We start from the raw sequence: 20,569 nt of genomic DNA on the forward strand, positions 1-20,569 counted from the left end.
TATTATCTACTATATTTTTATTATTTATATATTTGTATTATTTTAAAATAATCTTTAATTTACTAAAATTAACTTAAAAAATCTAATAATTCCCAAAATAAGTTAAAATAGTGTTAATATGATAATAAAATATTATATATTATATTATTGGGTCATTTACTTATTCATTGTCAATATATTTCTTAAAGTAACCTCTAGGGGTTATCATTTTTCCATCGATTACTTTTGTATTGGTATTTCCTATAATAAGCGTAGTTTTCATATCTATATATTCCATATACTCTTCTAAATTATCTAATAGTTCGTTAATGGTAGTTATTCTAAATTCTTCAGTATCTCGACCTGCATTTTTTACAATGCCGATAATATAGTTAACGTCCCTATCCTGAGAATATGACTTTATAAAATCCATGGTTTGTAAAAAAGGGTCTTTACGCTTTGTACTAAGTGGATTGTATAATGAAATAACAAAATCTCCCTCTAAAGCACAAAGAATCCTTTTCATAATAATTTCAAAAGGAGTTAACAAATCGCTTAAGCTAATTGTAACAAAATCATGATTTAAAGGAGCTCCTAAAATTGAAGAACACATATTTGCGGAAGATAGCCCCGCAACTGTTTTAATTTCTACACCGTAGTCATATTCTCTGTTTAATTCATAGGCTAATGATGCCATACCATAGATGGTAGCATCACCACTCGAAACAAGTGCTACATTTTCACTTTTGGATTTTTCCAATGCAAATTTAACTCTATCGATTTCTTTGGTCATACCAGTACTGTGTACGGGTTTACCATAAGATTCTACAAATTCTTTATAGCCTAAATAGCACACTATCGAATCTACACTTTTTAATACTTCATCAGCTTCTTTTGTGATATATTGATTGTTCCCTGGACCTGTTCCTATAACATATAACATATTTACACCATAATTATAAAATATATAATAATATACAATATGATATTATTTTAGATTATTTTAGATTATTTTAGATTATTTTAGATTATTTTTAATTTATTAATGTACTGTTTTTAAACTAGTATCTTTTCCTACTATATATTATTTTTTTATTACTATTCCCTATATAAATCGTATATAATAAATTTACATAAAAATTTACATAAAATTAAGATATAATCTTTAAATTAAAAATGAAAAAAGAGTAGAAAGATATTAATTTAATATTTATTTTACCATTGGGTTATTACTTTATTTTTAATTATTTTTTTATTTTTAATTTAATTAACGTAAACAGTCAATAAATATTCTAAAATTGGTTCTTCTTCCCAACTTCTCTTATATTCAAATTTAATTGTCGTAGAGCCTTTTCCTACTCCTTCAAATACCCAGAATTTAGTTCCGCCACTACCTAAGAGTTGGATGTCATTTGGAACGTATTTTTCTTCATTTACCCTAACGACGTTTTCATCATCGATAAAGTAGTACCAAGTATAACCAGTAGTTGGATTTTCAGGTAATTCCAAGATGAAATCTTGACCTAACTCAATTCCTTTGTATGATGTGGTATAACTTGGCATAATTGTTAAATTATAAGTCATAGTTTTGAATACATAACCACTGGCATTTACATATTCAAAGATTACAGGTATATCTTCCGACCTAGTTGCTTTTAAAATCCAAGTGTTATATCCTTTATCTTCTATTGGTAATATTCCATTTGCAGACGTCGTATCAGGTATATAGTCTTCATCTACTACCCGTACACCTGTATAATAAGGGCTTAATTTCCAGGTTTTATCTCTATCTCCATCGTATAATTTTATATCAAACGTTTTATCTTTAGGTAATATTATATTAACCGTATCTGAGCCCTCTGATTCAAGTGCTACGTCATAACTTTCCCCAATTATTTTTATTTCATAGAATATATTTCTAACAGATGTATTTTCAAAAGTTCTACCATTCATAAATTTGAGTGAAGAAGTTCCTTCTCTTACCGCTTTAAATTTCCAGACGTGACTTCCCCCCTGCCCTACAACTCCTAATATATTTTTATTTGGAATGTATTCTTCACTTAGCAACTCTAGTTTATTATCTTTAATATATTGCCATTCGTAACCGGTTGTAGGATTTTCATTGAGTGATACTTCTACCACATCGCCCAATTTAACGATTTTCTCAATGTACTCGGAATCTGGAATTATCGCACATCCATAATCATTACATTGAACAACATCTCCACTTGGAGCGTATAATTTAAACTGTGCATCAACGTAACAAGGCATAGTACCGCTTAATTCCCAAATTTCCATACCTGGGCTTGGACCTACTATCATGGGGTCTCTATTGTATGGCATAAATCCTTTTTCGCCTATCATTAAGCCTTTCCGATATTGTGAATAATTTTGTAATCCAGTACAATTCTGATAATTGTAGTTATATTTCCAAAAAAATCCAGTTGATGGATTTTCGTTCAACATAACGTATTGAGTATATCCTTGCGGTATGTATCGATTTACAGTTTCATTTACCGAAACTATGTATTCCCTAGTCATTAAAGCCTTTGAATTGCTTTCATCCCAGTATGTGAATCTAACTTTTGATAAACCCGGTTTAGCACCTTTTATATACCATGTATTTACAGGACCTAAATTATAACCTTGATTATCGTCGTATTCAACGTATTCTATATTGGCAGCGTCCCCATCTATCTCCGCAACCCATTTATAACCCATGCCACTTTTAGACATAAAACTTGGATTTATTATTTCTGAAACCCCTATTTCTTTTAAAATAGGCATGCCTTCATCTAAAATGGTAAAATGATATCCTATCATTTCAACTGGTTCTTCAAGTCCTTCTTGACCCATTCTAGCTTTGTAGAACATTGCATAAGGTTCTGAAGGAACCTGACTTTTAATGTAGTACTCGTGATATCCTCCACTACCTATCAATCCTTCTTCAGAATTTTGATACATATGATAGCCTTTATCAGTTATAAAGCCTGCTTCATTCGTATCTGTTGAATAATACCATTTATAGCCCGTAGATGGGTTTTCTGATAATCTTATTATGTATACTTCATCTTTTGCTAATTCCTGACGTATCATTTTCATATTGCCATATTGTGACAAATTTCCATCGTAAGGGCAAAATTCATTCATATTGGAATAATCATACTCTAAACAATTACAGTATTGACCTTGACCCATTCCAGGTCCCCAAGTATAATATTCGCCTAGTTCTTTTTTTACCATATTCAAATCTTTATTTCCAAGGTTGTAATTTGAATTTTCAGCAAAAACAATCCCCGAACTTGCTAGTAGTAGCAATAATCCTATCAAATGATAAATCTTTAAATTCATTATTTCCCCTCCTTACAATATATAATTTTATTTTTTTTCATTTATGTATCTATCTTTGAACCAATTGAAAATTTAAGGTATTGAAAATTTTAATGCCATTTGTTAAAAAAATGACAAGTAATAAAAATAATTAGACCCATATAGAAATATACTAGTTTTACAATTCAAAAATATTCATACATTATAATTATATTTGCAAATAATCAAACAATTAATTAGTTAATCAATTAATCAATTAATCAAGTAAATACTATTAATTCGGAATACTTAATTAAATTTAACTAAAGTTAACTAAAGTTTTGATTTTGTAAAATTATGTTAAATATACTTTGTTCAGTTTTATTGAACCAATATTCTGGGGGGAATATGAGTAAAAGTATCAAAAAAGATAAGATTAGCGTCAAAAGTGATTTAGACGTATCTAATTCCGAATATACTGTCGGGGATTTAGATGAGGAAACTGCTTTGAGAAATCAAATGTTATCCAAAGGAATTGTAGATGTCTCAAAATATGCAAAAAGAAGGGGCGTCATATTACCAGTATATCTTTCAAATAATAGTTATGCTAAATTATGTGAAAATTGTGAAGAAACATCATATTTTAGTAAATTATACGGACTTTTAAAAGATTTTAGACTTATTATACAAGAAGAAAAGAAACCTTTCATAATGTTTAGACATAGTATTGATAACGAAACCTTAGAATTTATGGCAATATTGTATAACGAAGATAGCGAAAAAGCTTGGTATTTAGTATCGCCAGAGTATTCATTCTATAATTATATGCAAGATTTAAAATTAGATTCTAAAAATTAAAGTATTTTAACTTATTTTAAATTACTTTATTAATCTTTATTTTTTATTTTTTATTTTATTTTTTAGCTATTTTAATATCCTAATATACCATTTTTATAATACATTATTTTAATAACCAAAATTGTATTAAACCTCTATTTTAATATTAATATATATGAATTAATAATCTAATAAAATTAATTCTGAGGTGATACCTTGATTGAAATAATAGTGAATCAGGATAAATGCTTAGGATATAAAGAATGTGGATTGTGCGTAAATATTTGTGAAGAAAGCATATTGGTACCAGACGAGGAAACGGGGAAAGTAAAAGTAGATCCGGATAAAAAAGTCAATTGCGATGGTTTAGGAAACTGTTTAGACGTATGTCCGGTAGATGCTTTAACCATAATATGCGATGATGGAAAAAGTGCTTGCGAGCATGCAACTTCAGAAGGTCACAGTCATGGAAAAGGCTGTTCTTGCCCAAGTTCCGCACCTATGAGCTTAGACAGAACAAAAAGAGCAGAAACTTTAAGTCACAGAATAACGAGTACAGATAATAAAGAATCAGGAAACACTTGTGAATGTAATATAGAGCCAAAATTAGCAAATTGGCCGGTTCAATTACACTTATTGTCAGAAAATGCACCATATTTAAAAGATGCACATCTTTTGGTAGCAGCCGATTGTGTACCGTTTACATATGCCGATTTCCACAATAAATTATTAGATGGGAAGATATTGGCTATAGGATGTCCTAAATTGGACGAAATAAGTGATTATGAACGAAAAATAAGGGCAATGGTAGAAAAAAACAATATTAAAAAAGTGACCGTGGCTATTATGGAGGTACCTTGTTGTAGCTCGATGTATTCACTTGTTAAAAATGCTTTAGAAGGTCTAGACGTTGAAATAAATAAAATAGTTATTGCTATAAATGGTAGTATTAAGGAATAAATTAATACCCTGTATACATTAATTTATAATTGTAAAATTTATTTTTTAAATCTTTTAAATCTTTATTATTTATTATTTATTATTTATTTTTTTAGCTTTTTATCACTAGTTTATATATGATTTATTAAAATTAATAAAATAATATATTTAAATTAATCTTCGTAATATTTATATTATATTACTTATAAACTTTAATATGTATTTACATTGAACAAAAAATATCTAAAGGAGGAAATAACATATGTTAAAAAGCATTGCGAATTATTTTGAATTTGAAAAGTACGGTACAAACTATAAAACTGAAACCATGGCCGGTATAACAACATTTATGACAATGGGTTATATTATAGCAGTTAATCCTGGAATGTTAAGTTTAACTGGTATGGATTACGGTGCGGTATTGGTTGCTACATGTGTCGCAGCAGCAATTTCAACATTTGTTATGGGTGTTTATGCAAAATATCCGTTTGCTTTAGCTCCAGGTATGGGTCTTAACGCTTATTTTACCTATTCTGTATGTATGGGAATGGGTGTAGATTGGAAAGTTGCATTAGGTGCTGTTTTTATTTCTGGTATTGTTTTTATTCTTCTTACGTTAGCAAAAGTTAGGTCATGGATTTTTAATGCCATACCAAAATCTTTAAAGTATGGTACTGCTGTAGGTATCGGTCTTTTTATTACAATCATTGGTTTGATTAGTGCTGGTATAATAGTAGATATGCCTGCTACTTTGATAGGTTTAGGTGACGTTAGAAGCCCGGCTGTTATTTTAGCATTATTTGGTTTATTATTAATTGGCGTATTATCTGCAAAAAGAGTAAAAGGTGCTATTTTAGTAGGTATCCTATTAACTGCATTTTTAGGTATGATATTAGGTGTATCCCCATTCCCTGCAGGAATTGTTTCAATGCCTCCAGACGTAATGCCTACATTTTTACAAATGGATGTTTTAGGGGCATTAAACATGGGTTTTGTTTCAATCATCTTTGCATTCTTATTTGTAGATTTGTTCGATACAATTGGTACCTTAAATGCTTTGAGTGCACAAGCAGGTTATTTGGATAAAGAAGGTAAATTACCAAGAGTAGATAAAGCTTTAATGGCAGATTCAGTGGGTACTTCAATAGGTGCTATATTTGGTACTTCAACCGTTACTTCATACGTTGAAGCAGCTTCTGGTATTGGAGTAGGTGGTAGAACTGGATTTGCAGCAGTAATTGTAGCTTTGTTGTTCTTATTATCAACATTCTTTTACCCGGTAGTTTCTGCAATCCCTGGATACGCTACAGCACCAGCTTTAATATTTGTTGGTTCTTTAATGATATTGGCAATCAAGAATATCGATTTAGATGATATAACCGAAGCATTACCTGCATTTATTACAATAGTAGGTATTCCATTTACATACAGTATTGCAAATGGTCTTGCATTAGGTTTCATATCATACCCTATATTAAAAGTATTTTCTGGAAGATACAAGGAAGTACACCCCTTAGTTTACATATTGGCATTATTATTCATTATTAAATTTGCAATATATGGACAATAATAGAAAATAGGATAAAAATCAAAATACTAATAATACTAATAATAATACTAATAATAATAATAATAATAATAATAAAATAGAAAATAAGTTATAAAATTTAACTTATTTACTTTTTTAACTATTTTATTTGAATAAAATTCCAAGGTATTTCTTCAGTATCATATTCACAAAGATAAATGTCCTTATCTACAGCTTTTATGAGTTCATTTGGGTTTTTTACAGATTTTAAGACTTCAGAAATCTCAAAATCACCCCTGCATAAAATTGTTTGTGCAATCATGGAATTAAAATTCTCGTAGTCGACACTGACTTTATACTTTTTGAGTTCTTTTTCAATTGTTTTTATTTTCTTTTTACTACTTAAATCAAAAGCATGACTTTCAAATGGGGTATGCGGCTTAGGTATCATCGGATTAATACTTACGTCTACTTTACGGACTTTTTCCTTAATTTCTTTTGTTAATGAAATTATTTCATTAATATCTTCAGATTTTTCGCCTTTAAAACCAACCATATAGTATAATTTTACAGTATTTATGCCAAATTCTTTTGAAATATCTACTGCATTTAATATATTTTCTTTTGAAACATCTTTGTAAATATTATCCCTCATACGTTGGCTTCCAGCTTCAGGGGCTATTGTAAGGCTTTTTAATTCCAATATTTCAAGTAATTCTTCGGTAAGAGTATCTGCTCTAAGGGAAGATGGCGAAATTTTAACATCTTTTTCTTTTATATATTGACATAATTCTAAAACGTGTTTGTAGTCACTCACTGAAGGAGCTATAAGTGCTACTTTATCGGCATCAGTGTGTTTTAAGCCCTCATCTACAATATATTTTAAATCCTCAAGTTTCCTATATCTTGGAGGATAGTAAATACATTTGGCCATGCAAAATTTACATCTTCGTGGGCAACCCCGCCCTATTTCAAGTAGAAAAGCTTTTCCGTACGCTCCTTCTTCATGTGTGAGTTGTTCTATCGGGTAATCTTCCAAACCCAATTTTTTGGGATAAATTCTTTTTATGCTATTTTCTTTCTTAATTTTCTCGATTACGCTTAATAATTCATTATAATAAATTTCTGCCTGTGTTTCTTCGTCGTAATTTGAAAGTTCTAAGTTTGAAAGTCCAGACGTTTCAAAAATATCTAAAATATCTGATGAAATTAATATACCGGATTTTTGTTCTTTTGAATAGTATTTATCTCTTAAATCATCATCTTGTCCAGTTATGATGTCATACATTATATCGCTACCTTCTATTTCTCCAATTACAAAATAATCAAAGAAATTTATCAATGGTAAAGGATTAGCAATTGCACAAGGACCTCCTGCTATAAATTTAGCATTTGGATTGGTTTTTTTTAATTCGTTGACGATTTTGATGACATTGAAATAATCATTTTCGTATTGAAGTGTTATTATAATTGCATCGGAATTTTTTATCGTGCCATAATTTTCTATGAAATACACTCCGGAGTGGATATTTTTGTATTTACTTAGATTTTCGTTCAAAATATGTGTAGCCAGGCAAGCTATACCGCCTTTAAATTTATTGGGGTATATTATTCCGGCATTATAGTTAAAATTTTGCATATTATCCCTTTTAAATGAAGTCCTACGTATTATTATTTTACTTATTTATTTTACTTATTTTTATATTAGTTCATATAGTATTTTACATCTTATACTTTGTATTTTACATCTAATTGTATTAATTAGTTTAATTATTTATATAATAATTGCATAGTAAAAATACTAAAAGAATAGAAAACATATTGAAATGTATGGCAAGAATACTGATTAACAATAAATAATAAAATAAATTAACTGATTTATATGGATGATGCAACACAAAATAACAAGGATAATATTAAAAAGGATAAATTGAATAAAATAGACAAAAAATATAAATTATCTACAGAATTAAAATTTGCCAAAAAAACAAGAGAATTAGAGGAATTTGGGGCAATTCCATATAACAAATATGCAGAATGCGAGCTATGTATCCACACTAGCGAAACAAGACCTATGTATGAATATAATGGAAAAAAATTTTGCATAGAGTGTATAAATGCCTTGAGGTTTCCACGAAACTTTGAAAAAATGAGTGAAGAGCTATTTAATCATTTGAGAGTACAAAAACAAAAGAACAATAAATATGACTGTATTTTAGGGTTTTCAGGGGGTAAAGATAGTGTAGTGGCACTATATTTATTAGTAAATGATTTAAAATTAAAACCCTTGTGTGTAACTGTTGATAATGGATATATGGCCGATGAAGCTATGGAAAATTGCAAAAACATTGCAAAATACTTTAAAGTTGATTGGCTAGTGCTAAATAGAGATTATACAAAATTTTTTAATAAAATGATAGAACGGGGAGAATCCCCATGTAGAATATGTTCAGATATGAATATGCACGAGTTATGGCATTTTGCAAGACAAACAAACATTACTACGATAGTTACAGGTCATGAACTGCCTTTCGGGACTACCGCCTTAAGAAACATGAAAAAAGACATAACTTTAGTAAGACTCTTGGTAGGTTATAAATTATCTGAAAAAGAGAGATACGAGATATTAGACAACTTACCATGGAATAAACCCGATTTGGGGGGATATACTACAAATTGTTTAGTATTGGGGTACGCACTACAAGAATTTTATAAAAGGCGCAATATTAGTTTTGAATACGATAGAGTTTCTGCAATGATACGTTATGGTTTAATGACTAAAGAAGAGGCACTTTCCTCATTAGAATGCCCTGAAGTGCCGTTAGAAGTACTTAAGGAACTTAAAAATAGGGGGCTAAACGTAAAAATAGAAAAAGTGGAAAAAAGTAATAATATATAAATAATATATAACTAGGATGATTTTATGATACAGAATGTAACGTACAAAATGGGCTTTGATTCTTCAAAAATCATAGTGGATAGTTTAAAAGTTGACGATGTTAACGCAGGATTGATTATAAAAACTAATTTTGAGGAATTTGAAAATAAAGATATGGATAGATTACAAAATACTGGGAAATTGGTGTTTTCTGTTGAAACTAACTCCATAGGTTCTTTAAAAAATATAATTGACGATTTTTTTGTAAACCTTGAAATGGCAGAAAAAATTCAAGAAATTAATACATCTAATAAACTTAATAAACTTAATAAAATTAGTGAAAAAAAATAAAAAACAGAAAAAAGAATAATATATATTAAAATAAGTCTAACCCCTAATTATTAATTATTAATTATCACTTAATGATTAATATATGGATTAAAAATTAAAAATTAAAACTAAATAAATTAAAACTAACAAGTATAATTGAGCGGATTTAATATGAAATTTAATTTTGAATCAATCAAAATATTTTTAAAAACATTTATCGAGGAATTTGATAAAAGATATGTCGTAAGAGGGCTTATAGATGGCTCATTATCCACATTGGGCGTAGTAATCGGTGCAAGCACAGGTTCTGCTTCAATTATAATAGCTGCGGGTATTGGAGGGGGTATTGCAAACGGTATTTCAAACATATTGGGTGCTTTAACTGCAGAAAGGGCAATGATAGAAGAAGAAAGAAGTTATAAGGAAAAAAATCTATTAATGGAAGAAGGTTACTTAAAAAAGACGAGTGAATACAAAGTTAAAGTGGAAAAAAGTGCTTATTGTGGTATTTACGATGGTATAAGTACGATAATAGGCTCTGTAATTCCTGTAATTCCGTTCTTTATAGTCAAACCTGCTGAAGCGATACTTTTGGCAATTGGCCTAACACTGATAATATTATTCGTATTGGGAATTTATATAGGTAGACTTTCACGTGAAAATCTTATAATCGCAGGTTTAAAAATGGTAGCGGGCGGTGTTATAGTCGCTATTATTTCAAAATTAGTAGAAGGTTTCTTCTAAGGTAATAAGGTGAAATTTTGGATATTAAAATGCTATTAGAGGATTTGAAAGAAAAAAGTTTTGAAATAAGTATTTACGACTTTATAAATGCGAAGATAGAGCTTGAAAAGGAATTAAAATATTTACCTGAAGGGTATAGGCAATGTTATATCGATGATTTTTTTACCTACTTCCCAAAAATAATTAAAGAGATTAAAGCTGTGAATTTAGATAATTTAGAGACTTTTGAGATACAAGAAGAAGACTTGGAAAGATTACTAAGTAGATTAGAAGTTCTATCAGTTAAAGAAAATAAATCTTATAAGATATTTAGAATTGTGATACCTTATTTAGTTTTCTTTGCTAAAAAACCCCTTCACGCATTAACGACTAGATTTCCAGGTAAAAAATCAATAGTATCTAAAAACGGAGTCTATTACTGCCCTATAAAAGAAGCGCAAAATAACGAGTTATCGATATGTGAATTTTGCATCTGTAAAGATATTAAAGAACTAGAAAAAAGTTAAAAAAGTTAAAAAAGTTAAAAATTTAACTTATTTATTATTATTTTTTTACTATTTATTATTATTTTTACCATTTTCCATATATTGCAAATTTAATTCAACAAACGCTGTTTTAAATTACATTTTACCTGGAACTTCAATACCTAAGAGGTCTAATGAATTTTCAAGAACTGTTTTGGTCGCATTAACAATTTTAATTCTTGGAATTTTAATATCGTCTGATTCTTTCAGGATTGGACAATTTCCATAGAATTTGTTAAATGATTGCGCAACGTCAAGAACGTAATTAGCCAATATTTGAGGTTTTCTAACGTCTGCAGATTTTTCAATGATTTCAGGAAGTTTTGATAACATTCTTACGAGAACTTTTTCACTATCGTTCATTTCGTAGTTGAATTCAGCATCTAAATTATTTAAATTATTTAATGTATCTGAATTACCCATTTCTGAAACGTTTTCAAGTATTCTACAGCATCTAGCGTGAGCATACTGGATTACTGGACAACCTACTTTTTCAAAGTCAAGAGCTTCGTCCCATCTGAATATCATAGGTTTTTCAGGTGAAATTCTAACGATGTTGTATCTGACTGCACCTACTGCTATTTTATTGGCTATTTCTTCGATTTCAGCTTCATCGGTAGCCACATTTCTTTTAATAATTTCATCTTTAGCCCTAACTTTTGCTTCTTCGAGTAATTCATCCATACTAATGAATGTACCTCGCCTTGTACTCATAGAGCCTTCAGGTAATGAAATAAACTCATAAAATACAATATCTGCTTCATTGTAGTCCAATAAGTTGAGTGTTTTATTTACCATAATAGCGGTTAATTTGTGGTCTGCACCGAGTAAGTTAACCGCTTTATCGCAATTTTCCATTTTAGCAATGTGATAAGCTATATCTCTTGTAGAATACAAGCTAGTACCGTTTAATCTTGCAAGAACCATTTTTTTCTCGATTCCGTAGTCGGATAAATCCAATCTGTAAACTTCATCTTTAACTACTTTTCCAGTTTCTTTTAAACGAGCTATCAAGTTTTTTACGTCGCCATTTTTAACAAAACTACTTTCCCATACGAATTTGTCATGGTAAATGTTTAAATTTCCCAAAGTTTCTTTAAATCCATCAAGGGTATAATTTACAGCTTTTTCGAATTTACCCATTATTTCAGATTTTTTACCTTCTTTTTCAAAGATTTCGCAATCACTTTCGTAGTTTCTCATTAAATCAAGGATTTCTTGATTAAGTTCTTCATTTTCGTTTAATAACTTGTTAGTTTCAACGTAAACTTCGCCTATTCCGTGGTCGTGTTTCTTTTCTCCGTCTAATTCAAATTTATCAAGTCCATAAACTACAATAGCTTCTTGTCTGCCCATATCATTTACATAATATTGTGTTTCAACGTCATAGCCTGCATTTATTAAGATTCTCTTTAAACTGTCTCCTATAACCATGTTTCGACCGTGACCAATGTGGAAAGGACCGTTGGGGTTTGCAGAAGTGTGTTCAAGGATAACTTTTTCATTCTTGTTATCTAATTTACCAAAAGACTCTTTTTTAGCTCCTATGGTAGATAAAATATCTTTTGAAAACTCATTGTAATCTACAAAGAAATTTATGTATCCGTTTAAAGCTTCTATTTTTTCTATTTTTAAAGCTTTTAAATCGTTTTCATCAATTAATTGAGTTACAATATCTTCTGCAATCATTTTAGGGGCTTTTCTAAGTGGCTTGGCTAATCTAAAGCAAATATTTGTAGAATAATCGCCCATATTTATGGAAGGAGGCTCATCTAGTCTTATTTCTATTTCTTCGCCGGTTAAATTTTTTACTTTTTCGTTTAAAATTTCTATAAGTTTATTTTCAATCTCGTTTGACATAATTTCCCTCAATAAGTAATTATTTTTATTGGAATGAATTATAATGAATTATAATGAATTAAAATCAAGTATGGTAAATTAAATATAATTTTGAGTACAAGTTTATATGTTTATATATTTATAATATATAATTATTATCGATATTATAGATTTTCATCCTATAAAAATCAAATTATCGAATATCGTAGGTGTTACAATGCAAAATAATTCAGATTTATTAAATCATTTAAAGACCGAAAAAAAAGAAATGACAAACATTGATATAAGTGTAGCTGTTAAAGAACTTCAAAGCTTAATCAATGCCAAATTTGACAAAGCTTTTTTGGTAAATAACCAAGATGGTAGGGAATTAATTTTAAAAGTCCATAATACCGAGATGGGAACCCAAGAAATAATAATCGGTATCGGAAAATATAAATATATCACTAAAACCGAATATGACCGTCAAAAACCAAAGAATCCTCATTCTTTTGTTATGCTGTTGAGAAAAAATTTAAGAAATATAAAAATTACCAAAATAGAGCAACATAACTTTGACAGAATTGTAAAAATAACCTTTGAATGGAATGAATTAAAATATATGCTGATTATAGAGTTATTTAAAGATGGAAACGTAATTTTATTGGATAGCGACAATAAAATAATAATGCCGTTACGTACTGAACGTTTTAGCGACCGTAAATTAATACCTAAGGAAGAATACAGGTTCCCAACTCAAAGAGATTTAGAACCTGCTAATTTAGAGTATGAAGTCACCAAAAAAATCTTTAAAGAAGAATTGAAGAAAGAAGAATTCATTGATTTGGAAATTGTAAGAATTATCTCAAGACTTTTTGGATTGGCGGGAGTCTATGCCGAAGAAATTTGTAAAATAGCAAATATGGATAAAAATTTAAAAAATCCAAACGGAGAGCAATCAGAGCAACTCTATAGTGGAATAAAGGAATTTTTTAAGTTGTTAACTACAACTAAACCTTATACAATAATTGCTGAAGAAAAAACAAAAGAAGAACAAAATAACCAAAATAACCAAAAAGAAGAACAACAAAGCATTGCTAAAAAAATAATCGATGTTAGCCCAATTGAGTTAATTAGATATGAAGAAAGCAATTTACCTAATTTAATAAAATTAAAAGTGGAGAATAACATAAAGGTCTATAAAAAATACTACACTAGCTATTTAACTGCATTAGATGAGTATTTTTCCCAATTTATACTTCAAAAGGATATTAAAAAAGAAGAAACAAAACTTGACAAGCTTATAAAGAAGCAAGAAAGAATTGTAAACAGCCAAATTGAAACAAAAGCCAAGTATGAAAAGCAATCTGCTAAAAACCACGAAAAAGGTGATTTAATATATGCAAATTTCACAGAAATTGACGAAATAATAAATACAATCCGTTCAGCTCGCGAAAAAATGGAATGGAAGCAAATTAAGAAAATCATTTCTGAAAATAAAGACAATCCGATACTTGGTAAAGTTGAAAGTATCAACGAAAAGAACGCTGAATTAAATTTAAAGTTAATTGCTGAATATGGTGGAGATTTAGGCACTTTAAAAGGAAATGTGGCAATAGATATAAGAAAATCTGCTTTTGAAAATGCAGACGATTATTATACAAAGGCTAAGAAGTTTAAATATAAAGTAGCTGGTGTAATTACCGCTTTGGAAATATCTCAGAAGAAATTAGCTAAAGTAAAGCAACAAACAGAACTTGACGCTGAACTTTTAAAACAAAAGCAACAAAACATTAAGAAAAAGGAAAGAAGAGTATTAAAATGGTATGAAAAGTTAAAATGGACAATAATTGATAATTATTTAGTTATTGCAGGTAAGGATGCAACAACGAATGAAATAATTGTTAAAAAATACTTAGAAAAGAACGATATAGTATTTCACACATTAATGGAAGGAGCTCCATTTACTGTTATTAAAAATACGTCCGAAGAAACTCCAAGTGAAGAAACTTTATTAGAAGTGGCCAAATTCGCAGTTTCTCATTCAAAAGCTTGGAAATTAGGATTGGGTAGTGCAGATGTATATTGGGTAACTCCTGAACAAATTTCTAAGACTGCAGAAAGTGGGGAATTCCTTAAAAAAGGTGCTTTTGTAATAAGGGGTAAAAGAAACTTTATTAGAAGTGCTCCTTTGGATTTAGGTGTGGGTATCTTAGAATATGATGGTGAAAAACGAGTAACAACGGCACCATCAAAAACAATTGAAAATTCATTTGAAAAATATGAATTAATTAAACCTGGTAAACTTAAGAAGAGTAATTTAGTAAAACAACTATTAAATGAATTCAAGGATTATGAGTTAATCGACGAAGATATATTTAGTATATTGCCACCTGGAGAAAGTGAATACTTGAATAGTAAAGATAGGCGATTACCGCGTAGAAAATAAAAAATAAGTTATTAAATTACTAAAAATAAAATACTAAATAGTGTACTAAAAATAGAGTACTAAAAAATAAAATTTTTATTTTATAATTCTTTTTTCATAATTATTCCGTTGAATTTCCCATCGTTGCAATTAAAAAACTCTTCAATTCTGTAAATTTCACTAAATCCATTACGATTATATAGTTTTCTTGCACTAGCCCAATTTTCCGAAACTATTAAACTGACGGCTTCAATACCGTATTTTAAAATCATTTTATCAATTAATTTGTTAAATATTAAATTTCCATAACCCTTATGTTGGTAATCTTTAGAAATTGCTATCGATGAGATATAAAGCTCTTTTCCTTCGTCAGTATGAACTTTACTTACATCATGATTCAAATCAAATTTTTTATAATAATCTTTGTTTTCTTTAATAACATCCCATAACTCAGATGTTACAAAACCTATTATGTTTTTATTTTTTCCTTCAATTACTAAACAGCCATCTTCAAAGATTTTTAATCTGTCAGCATAGGTTTTTTTTACTTCTCTAATTCCTGTATCAAAACTATTAATTTCTAAATTCATAATTTGGTCTATATCTTCAATACTTGCATTTCTGATAATTATATCATCTTTTACCATAGTACCCCATTTTAATTTTTAAAATATTAAATATTAAATATTAAATTTACTTATTGCGTATTACGTATTAAATATAATTTGACAATTTAATTTTTAAATATTGTTTTTTATTTTTTTGTATCAATTCATAATATATATTATATATAGTATATATTACTAAATACTTAATTAAATAGTTAACCGCGAGTAGGGTATTTTTTGGTGTAATTATGGATTTTAATTTGGAAAATAAAAGCAAAGATAATGAAACTAAAAATAACAGCAAAAACAAAAACAAAAACAAAAATTTGGGCAATAATGTTGTATGTGCTACACCAAGTAATGATACACGCAATCATTATCAAGCCATGATATCAGAAGTATTTAAAGACTCTAAAAACGATAAATTAATGATTATGGGTGTAGGGAATGATTTAAAAGGTGATGACGGTTTTGGTGTAGAGTTAGTAAGATTTTTAAGAAGATATTACGTTAGAAAATTGCACTTACAAGACGAAATTATTAACGAAGATATTGATAAATATGAAAATGAAGCTGAAAACGAAACCGATTATATAGAAGTTTTTAAAATTAAAGACAATTTAGTACTTTTAGATTCTGGCGTAGTTCCTGAAAACTTCACAGATTTGATTAAAGCTGAAAAACCTTCTAAAATAGTAATCGTGGATGCTGCATTAATGCACAAAGAGTTCGGAACAATTGACTTAATCGACGAAAATCAACTAGCAACAGTAGGTTTTTCTACCCACGCATTACCCTTATCCGTGCTCATTAAGTATGTAAAATCAAATATTGATACAGATATTTCAATAGTTGGATTTGAACCTTATTCTTTAGAATTTGGTAATACTTTGTCGAAAGAAGCAGGGTGTATATTGCAAGAATTTTCAAAAGAATTTGCTTTAAAAATTGATGAATTCTTAAAATTTTAAAATTAAATTTTAAGTTTAATTTTTAATTTTAAAACAATAAAATATTCATAAAAGTTAATATAGTATAATAAAGTAACATAGATTATTTCATAACATATTTGAAAATAGAATAATAGTAATTTAAAACGTAAATACATGACAGAATATAATACAAAAATATTTATAATGTATCTAATTATGATTATTATGATATAAATAAGATAAAATGATAATTTATACTATACGTACTAAATTTATAATCTATACAAGACTTATACAATTATTATACAAGTATTATACAAGTATTATACAATTATTATACAATTATAAAATAATTTAATATAAAGGTGAATTAATGTTTTCAACCAAATTTACTACTACAGATGATTTACCTGAACCATCACCTAATTTGATAAATCAAGTTATCGGACAGGATGAAGCGGTAGAAATCGTATTAAACGCAGTTAAAAATAAAAGACATGCGTTACTTTTAGGAGACCCTGGTGTCGGTAAATCTATGATGGTTAAAGCATTTGGTGAGTTATTGGAAAATTCCGGACATTTTACCCCATACACCATAATTTCAAAACCAAATTTAAAGAACACTGAAAAACCAATGGTTGAACTTTTAGAGGGCAACGTTATCGAAAGAATCATGCCTGAAGAAAAACCAAAGGTTATGAGACAGCCTCCTAGCATGTTAACTCTCGTATTAATCATGCTCGGTTTTATCCTAGTGACTCAATTTTTATTAAAAGGGGTTCCAGAAACTCAAATGTTAGGTATAGTAGCAACTACGACCATTGTAGGCACCTTAATTGCATTTATTATATTATTCCTTGCAATATTCGGAGCTACAAAAGCATCAATGCCTAATTCAATAAGCCCTGCAGATTTAAAACCAATGGTTTTATACGAATGCCCAAAAAGACCATTAGTTAGAGCAAGTGCTTACAACACTACAAAATTACTCGGGGATATAAAACACTGTCCTTTAGGGGGTAAACCTCCAATTGGGACTCCACCACATAAAAGGGTAATTTTAGGTGCTATTCACGAAGCACACAAAGGTATACTTTATGTAGATGAAATTAAAACAATGCCTTTAGATGTTCAGGATTACATATTAACAGCAATCCAGGATAAAAAACTAGCAATAAGTGGTAGAAACCCTAATTCAAGTGGTGCATCTGTGGAAACAAACCCTATTCCATGTGACTTTACCTTAATAATGTCGGGTAACATGGACGATGTTTCAAATTTAAGAGCTCCTTTAATGGATAGAATTGACTATAAAGTAGTTTTAAAGAATAAAATGGATAATACTACGGAAAATAGGGATAAATTATTACAATTTATAGTTCAGGAAATTAAAAATAATAATTTAAACCCTATGACTTATGAAGCTTGCTGTGAATTAGTTAAATTAGCACAATTGTTATCTGGTTCCAAAAATAAGCTTACTTTAAGACTTAGAAGATTATCAAATATCATAAAAATGGCAAATGATATTGCTACTGGTAAAGAATTAAGTGAAAGTTTAAATGAGTTTACTAAAAACGGAGCTCTTGATTTAGATGATAATGAAGGAGAATCTGATTTAATAATTGAACAATTAAGTCAGGGCGATAAGGAAGCTGGGAAACTTAAGAACGTGGTTAATAAAATAACTGGTAAAACATATAAATCAACTAAAAAATCTAATAAAAGTGTAGATGAATTAAGAATTGAATTAAAAGCAAGAATATCTGATTTGAATGCAGCAGAAGGTAAATTAAAAGATAAAAAACCTATCGAGTTAGCAGACGTTGAAAGAGTTCTTGATACTGGCATATACAGTATGCAAAAGCAAGTTGCAATGGATTACCTCGAAAACTTCAAAGAATATAAGAATATACACCCTAATGGTGAACCTACAGTCGGTGTAATTCACGGTTTAGCAGTTCTCGGTGGTGAAGGATTAGGGGATGTTACAAGAATTATAACAAAGGTATTAAATGCCAAAAACCCTAAAACAAGCCTTCTTAATATAACAGGAGACATTGCAAAGCACAGTATAACATTAGCATCAGCTTTGTCCAAAAAATTAGTTTCAGACGGTACATTACCATTAAAAGGAAAAGATGGTGGAACAGATTTATCTGAAAAAGAGATATATATCCAATTCAGCCAATCTTACTCAAAAATAGATGGTGACTCTGCAACAGCTGCAGTATGCTTAAGCATTATTTCATCATTATTGAATATCCCTATAAAGCAAGACTTCTGTATAACCGGAAGTTTAGATTTAAACGGTGATATGTTAGCTATTGGCGGAGTAAACGAAAAAATAAACGCTGCAAAAGAATACCAATTTAGAAGAGTAATTGTACCTTACTCAAATTACAAAGATGTTATTAATATTGAAGGTATAGAAGTAATCCCTGTTAAAACATTGGATGAATTAATACCTTTGGTTTTTGACATACAATAAAATAAAAAATTAATTCTCTTCTTTTTTGAATTATTTTCTATTTTAATTTAAAACTACAATTTTATTTTTTAATTTAAAAACTCAATCTGGAAATAATAATTATTTAAAAAATAGTTATTAAAAATATAAATATTAAAATGGCATATTATTTTGATAGTTATCATAAATGGAAGTGTAAAAATGACTAATTCAAACCCCGATTCTAACTCGAATTCTAACTCAAACTATAAAACAGAAGGCATATCTTGGTCTTGTAGGTTCTGTGGAGGATGTTGTGACAGCCCCTCTGTAACTAAGAAAGATATTGCAAATATTGCAGGTTTTTTAAAAATAACATTTGAAGAAGTAGTTTCAAAGTATTTAAAAAGCTGGAATGGAAAAAACGGAGTCTTAAAAACCTCAAAGACAAAATGTGTATTTTTAGGCGAAGATAGAAAATGTACAATTTATAAGGTAAGACCTATAATCTGTAGATTAAGACCTTATTCTATTCAACTCATCGGCAAAAACAAGGGCGGAAAAAAGAACAAAAATTCAGCTGAATTAAAATTGACCTATGACCCGTGGTTCCTTGAAAATTGTAAAGGAATGTTTTTAGGCGATTTACCTCCTGAAGAAGAATACTTTAAACACGCAATAACTGTATACACATACATGGGCGAAGAAAAAGTAACTCCTGAAGAGTTATTTGAAAAAGCTAAAAAGAGATTGGTTAAAAAATAATAGAAAATAAAAAAAGAAAATAAAAAAAGAAATTAAAATAATAAAATAAAATAAGAATATACTCGAAGATAAAAATACATTATATATGTATTACTATTACTATTTTTTAAAAATTTAAAATACTAAAAAATATATTCATTCATTATTTAAACTAAATTAGGACAAAATCACTTATTTTTTAGTTATTTATGCAAAATTAAAATTATAATTTAAATTAATCATTTTTAATTGTTTCTAATTCACTTACTATTCCCCATATCTGGGTTCTTGTATGTGTTGGCATGTTTGGGTCTTCGCTAATGTCATCTAAGTATTGAATTGCTGTAGCACTTCTTACGATAAACTCGTTTTCTTCATTGTTTAAAGCTTCTTTGGCATTATCTGCAGCAGCTCTTATATTTCTTGGTACGGTAGTATCTTCTATAATTTCTTTTAACATGTATGTAATATTTTTAATTTTATCTTCTGTGCTTACTTCTTTAGCTGTGAACATAAACAGTC

The 20,569-nt window shown here is 28.8% G+C and carries 17 protein-coding genes; 11 read left to right on the plus strand and 6 right to left on the minus strand.

What is annotated here, in order from left to right:
• Positions 1-160 precede the first annotated feature (160 nt).
• Together cobJ and M2325_RS01865 are read right to left on the minus strand one after the other, a co-directional pair.
• Positions 161-922: a precorrin-3B C(17)-methyltransferase gene (gene cobJ / locus M2325_RS01860; RefSeq protein WP_209590417.1), complete on the minus strand. Its 762-nt coding sequence runs from the start codon at positions 920-922 to the stop codon at positions 161-163.
• A gap of 320 nt (positions 923-1,242) precedes the next feature.
• Positions 1,243-3,330: a protease inhibitor I42 family protein gene (locus M2325_RS01865; protein WP_209590419.1), complete on the minus strand. Its 2,088-nt coding sequence runs from the start codon at positions 3,328-3,330 to the stop codon at positions 1,243-1,245.
• A gap of 366 nt (positions 3,331-3,696) precedes the next feature.
• Between M2325_RS01865 and M2325_RS01870 the strand changes: the two genes are divergently transcribed.
• The 3 genes from M2325_RS01870 (at position 3,697) to M2325_RS01880 (ending at position 6,634) form a co-directional block, all read left to right on the plus strand.
• Positions 3,697-4,146 carry a hypothetical protein gene (locus tag M2325_RS01870; RefSeq protein WP_209590422.1) on the plus strand — a complete coding sequence of 150 codons (450 nt, stop codon included), beginning with the start codon at positions 3,697-3,699 and terminating at the stop codon, positions 4,144-4,146.
• A gap of 195 nt (positions 4,147-4,341) precedes the next feature.
• Positions 4,342-5,085, plus strand: coding sequence for an ATP-binding protein (locus tag M2325_RS01875; RefSeq protein WP_259050659.1), 744 nt, complete (start codon positions 4,342-4,344; stop codon positions 5,083-5,085).
• Between the two features lie 241 nt (positions 5,086-5,326).
• Entirely contained in the window at positions 5,327-6,634 is a 1,308-nt protein-coding gene (locus M2325_RS01880; RefSeq protein ID WP_209590426.1) for an NCS2 family permease, read from the plus strand.
• Between the two features lie 118 nt (positions 6,635-6,752).
• Here the strand turns inward: M2325_RS01880 and M2325_RS01885 are convergent, their stop codons facing one another.
• Positions 6,753-8,231: a B12-binding domain-containing radical SAM protein gene (locus tag M2325_RS01885; RefSeq protein WP_259050660.1), complete on the minus strand. Its 1,479-nt coding sequence runs from the start codon at positions 8,229-8,231 to the stop codon at positions 6,753-6,755.
• Between the two features lie 435 nt (positions 8,232-8,666).
• Between M2325_RS01885 and M2325_RS01890 the strand changes: the two genes are divergently transcribed.
• From M2325_RS01890 to M2325_RS01905, 4 genes are all read left to right on the plus strand, one after another.
• Positions 8,667-9,491 (plus strand): adenine nucleotide alpha hydrolase family protein, encoded by an 825-nt coding sequence (locus tag M2325_RS01890; protein ID WP_245314085.1) that lies wholly within the window; start codon positions 8,667-8,669, stop codon positions 9,489-9,491.
• A 24-nt stretch (positions 9,492-9,515) separates the two neighbouring features.
• A complete protein-coding gene (locus tag M2325_RS01895) occupies positions 9,516-9,821 on the plus strand; it encodes a KEOPS complex subunit Pcc1 (protein ID WP_209590430.1) in 306 nt (101 codons plus the stop codon).
• Between the two features lie 150 nt (positions 9,822-9,971).
• On the plus strand, positions 9,972-10,544 hold the full coding sequence (locus tag M2325_RS01900; RefSeq protein ID WP_209590432.1) for a TIGR00267 family protein: 573 nt from the start codon (positions 9,972-9,974) through the stop codon (positions 10,542-10,544).
• A gap of 17 nt (positions 10,545-10,561) precedes the next feature.
• Entirely contained in the window at positions 10,562-11,050 is a 489-nt protein-coding gene (locus tag M2325_RS01905; RefSeq protein WP_245314038.1) for a DUF2115 domain-containing protein, read from the plus strand.
• Positions 11,051-11,164: 114 nt separating this feature from the next.
• On the opposite strand, the gene argS is transcribed toward M2325_RS01905, so the two are convergent.
• Positions 11,165-12,928: an arginine--tRNA ligase gene (gene argS / locus M2325_RS01910; protein ID WP_259050662.1), complete on the minus strand. Its 1,764-nt coding sequence runs from the start codon at positions 12,926-12,928 to the stop codon at positions 11,165-11,167.
• Positions 12,929-13,124: 196 nt separating this feature from the next.
• On the opposite strand from argS, the gene rqcH reads away from it, so the two are divergent.
• Positions 13,125-15,335, plus strand: coding sequence for a ribosome rescue protein RqcH (gene rqcH, locus M2325_RS01915; protein ID WP_259050664.1), 2,211 nt, complete (start codon positions 13,125-13,127; stop codon positions 15,333-15,335).
• 80 nt (positions 15,336-15,415) lie between these two features.
• Here the strand turns inward: rqcH and M2325_RS01920 are convergent, their stop codons facing one another.
• Positions 15,416-15,961: a GNAT family N-acetyltransferase gene (locus M2325_RS01920; RefSeq protein ID WP_209590437.1), complete on the minus strand. Its 546-nt coding sequence runs from the start codon at positions 15,959-15,961 to the stop codon at positions 15,416-15,418.
• Between the two features lie 209 nt (positions 15,962-16,170).
• On the opposite strand from M2325_RS01920, the gene M2325_RS01925 reads away from it, so the two are divergent.
• The 3 genes from M2325_RS01925 (at position 16,171) to M2325_RS01935 (ending at position 20,068) form a co-directional block, all read left to right on the plus strand.
• Complete coding sequence (locus M2325_RS01925; RefSeq protein ID WP_259050666.1) at positions 16,171-16,893, plus strand: hydrogenase 3 maturation endopeptidase HyCI; 723 nt, start codon at positions 16,171-16,173, stop codon at positions 16,891-16,893.
• A 334-nt stretch (positions 16,894-17,227) separates the two neighbouring features.
• Positions 17,228-19,345, plus strand: coding sequence for an ATP-dependent protease LonB (gene lonB, locus M2325_RS01930; protein WP_209590440.1), 2,118 nt, complete (start codon positions 17,228-17,230; stop codon positions 19,343-19,345).
• A gap of 180 nt (positions 19,346-19,525) precedes the next feature.
• On the plus strand, positions 19,526-20,068 hold the full coding sequence (locus tag M2325_RS01935) for a YkgJ family cysteine cluster protein (RefSeq protein WP_209631586.1): 543 nt from the start codon (positions 19,526-19,528) through the stop codon (positions 20,066-20,068).
• 214 nt (positions 20,069-20,282) lie between these two features.
• On the opposite strand, the gene M2325_RS01940 is transcribed toward M2325_RS01935, so the two are convergent.
• On the minus strand, positions 20,283-20,561 hold the full coding sequence (locus tag M2325_RS01940) for a stationary phase-response protein (protein ID WP_209590443.1): 279 nt from the start codon (positions 20,559-20,561) through the stop codon (positions 20,283-20,285).
• Between the last annotated feature and the right edge of the window lie 8 nt (positions 20,562-20,569).

It is taken from the genome of Methanococcus voltae PS, assembly GCF_024807035.1.
Classification (GTDB): Archaea; AGJL01; Methanococci; order Methanococcales; family Methanococcaceae; genus Methanococcus; species Methanococcus voltae.

Coding starts and splice junctions, on each gene's coding strand:
- cobJ (WP_209590417.1), bottom strand. CDS start 922: ATGTTATATGTTATAGGAACAGGTCCAGGGAACAATCAATATATCACA.
- M2325_RS01885 (WP_259050660.1), bottom strand. CDS start 8,231: ATGCAAAATTTTAACTATAATGCCGGAATAATATACCCCAATAAATTT.
- M2325_RS01865 (WP_209590419.1), bottom strand. CDS start 3,330: ATGAATTTAAAGATTTATCATTTGATAGGATTATTGCTACTACTAGCA.
- M2325_RS01920 (WP_209590437.1), bottom strand. CDS start 15,961: ATGGTAAAAGATGATATAATTATCAGAAATGCAAGTATTGAAGATATA.
- M2325_RS01900 (WP_209590432.1), top strand. CDS start 9,972: ATGAAATTTAATTTTGAATCAATCAAAATATTTTTAAAAACATTTATC.
- argS (WP_259050662.1), bottom strand. CDS start 12,928: ATGTCAAACGAGATTGAAAATAAACTTATAGAAATTTTAAACGAAAAA.
- M2325_RS01925 (WP_259050666.1), top strand. CDS start 16,171: ATGGATTTTAATTTGGAAAATAAAAGCAAAGATAATGAAACTAAAAAT.
- rqcH (WP_259050664.1), top strand. CDS start 13,125: ATGCAAAATAATTCAGATTTATTAAATCATTTAAAGACCGAAAAAAAA.
- M2325_RS01880 (WP_209590426.1), top strand. CDS start 5,327: ATGTTAAAAAGCATTGCGAATTATTTTGAATTTGAAAAGTACGGTACA.
- lonB (WP_209590440.1), top strand. CDS start 17,228: ATGTTTTCAACCAAATTTACTACTACAGATGATTTACCTGAACCATCA.
- M2325_RS01940 (WP_209590443.1), bottom strand. CDS start 20,561: ATGTTCACAGCTAAAGAAGTAAGCACAGAAGATAAAATTAAAAATATT.
- M2325_RS01870 (WP_209590422.1), top strand. CDS start 3,697: ATGAGTAAAAGTATCAAAAAAGATAAGATTAGCGTCAAAAGTGATTTA.
- M2325_RS01895 (WP_209590430.1), top strand. CDS start 9,516: ATGATACAGAATGTAACGTACAAAATGGGCTTTGATTCTTCAAAAATC.
- M2325_RS01890 (WP_245314085.1), top strand. CDS start 8,667: ATGTATGAATATAATGGAAAAAAATTTTGCATAGAGTGTATAAATGCC.
- M2325_RS01935 (WP_209631586.1), top strand. CDS start 19,526: ATGACTAATTCAAACCCCGATTCTAACTCGAATTCTAACTCAAACTAT.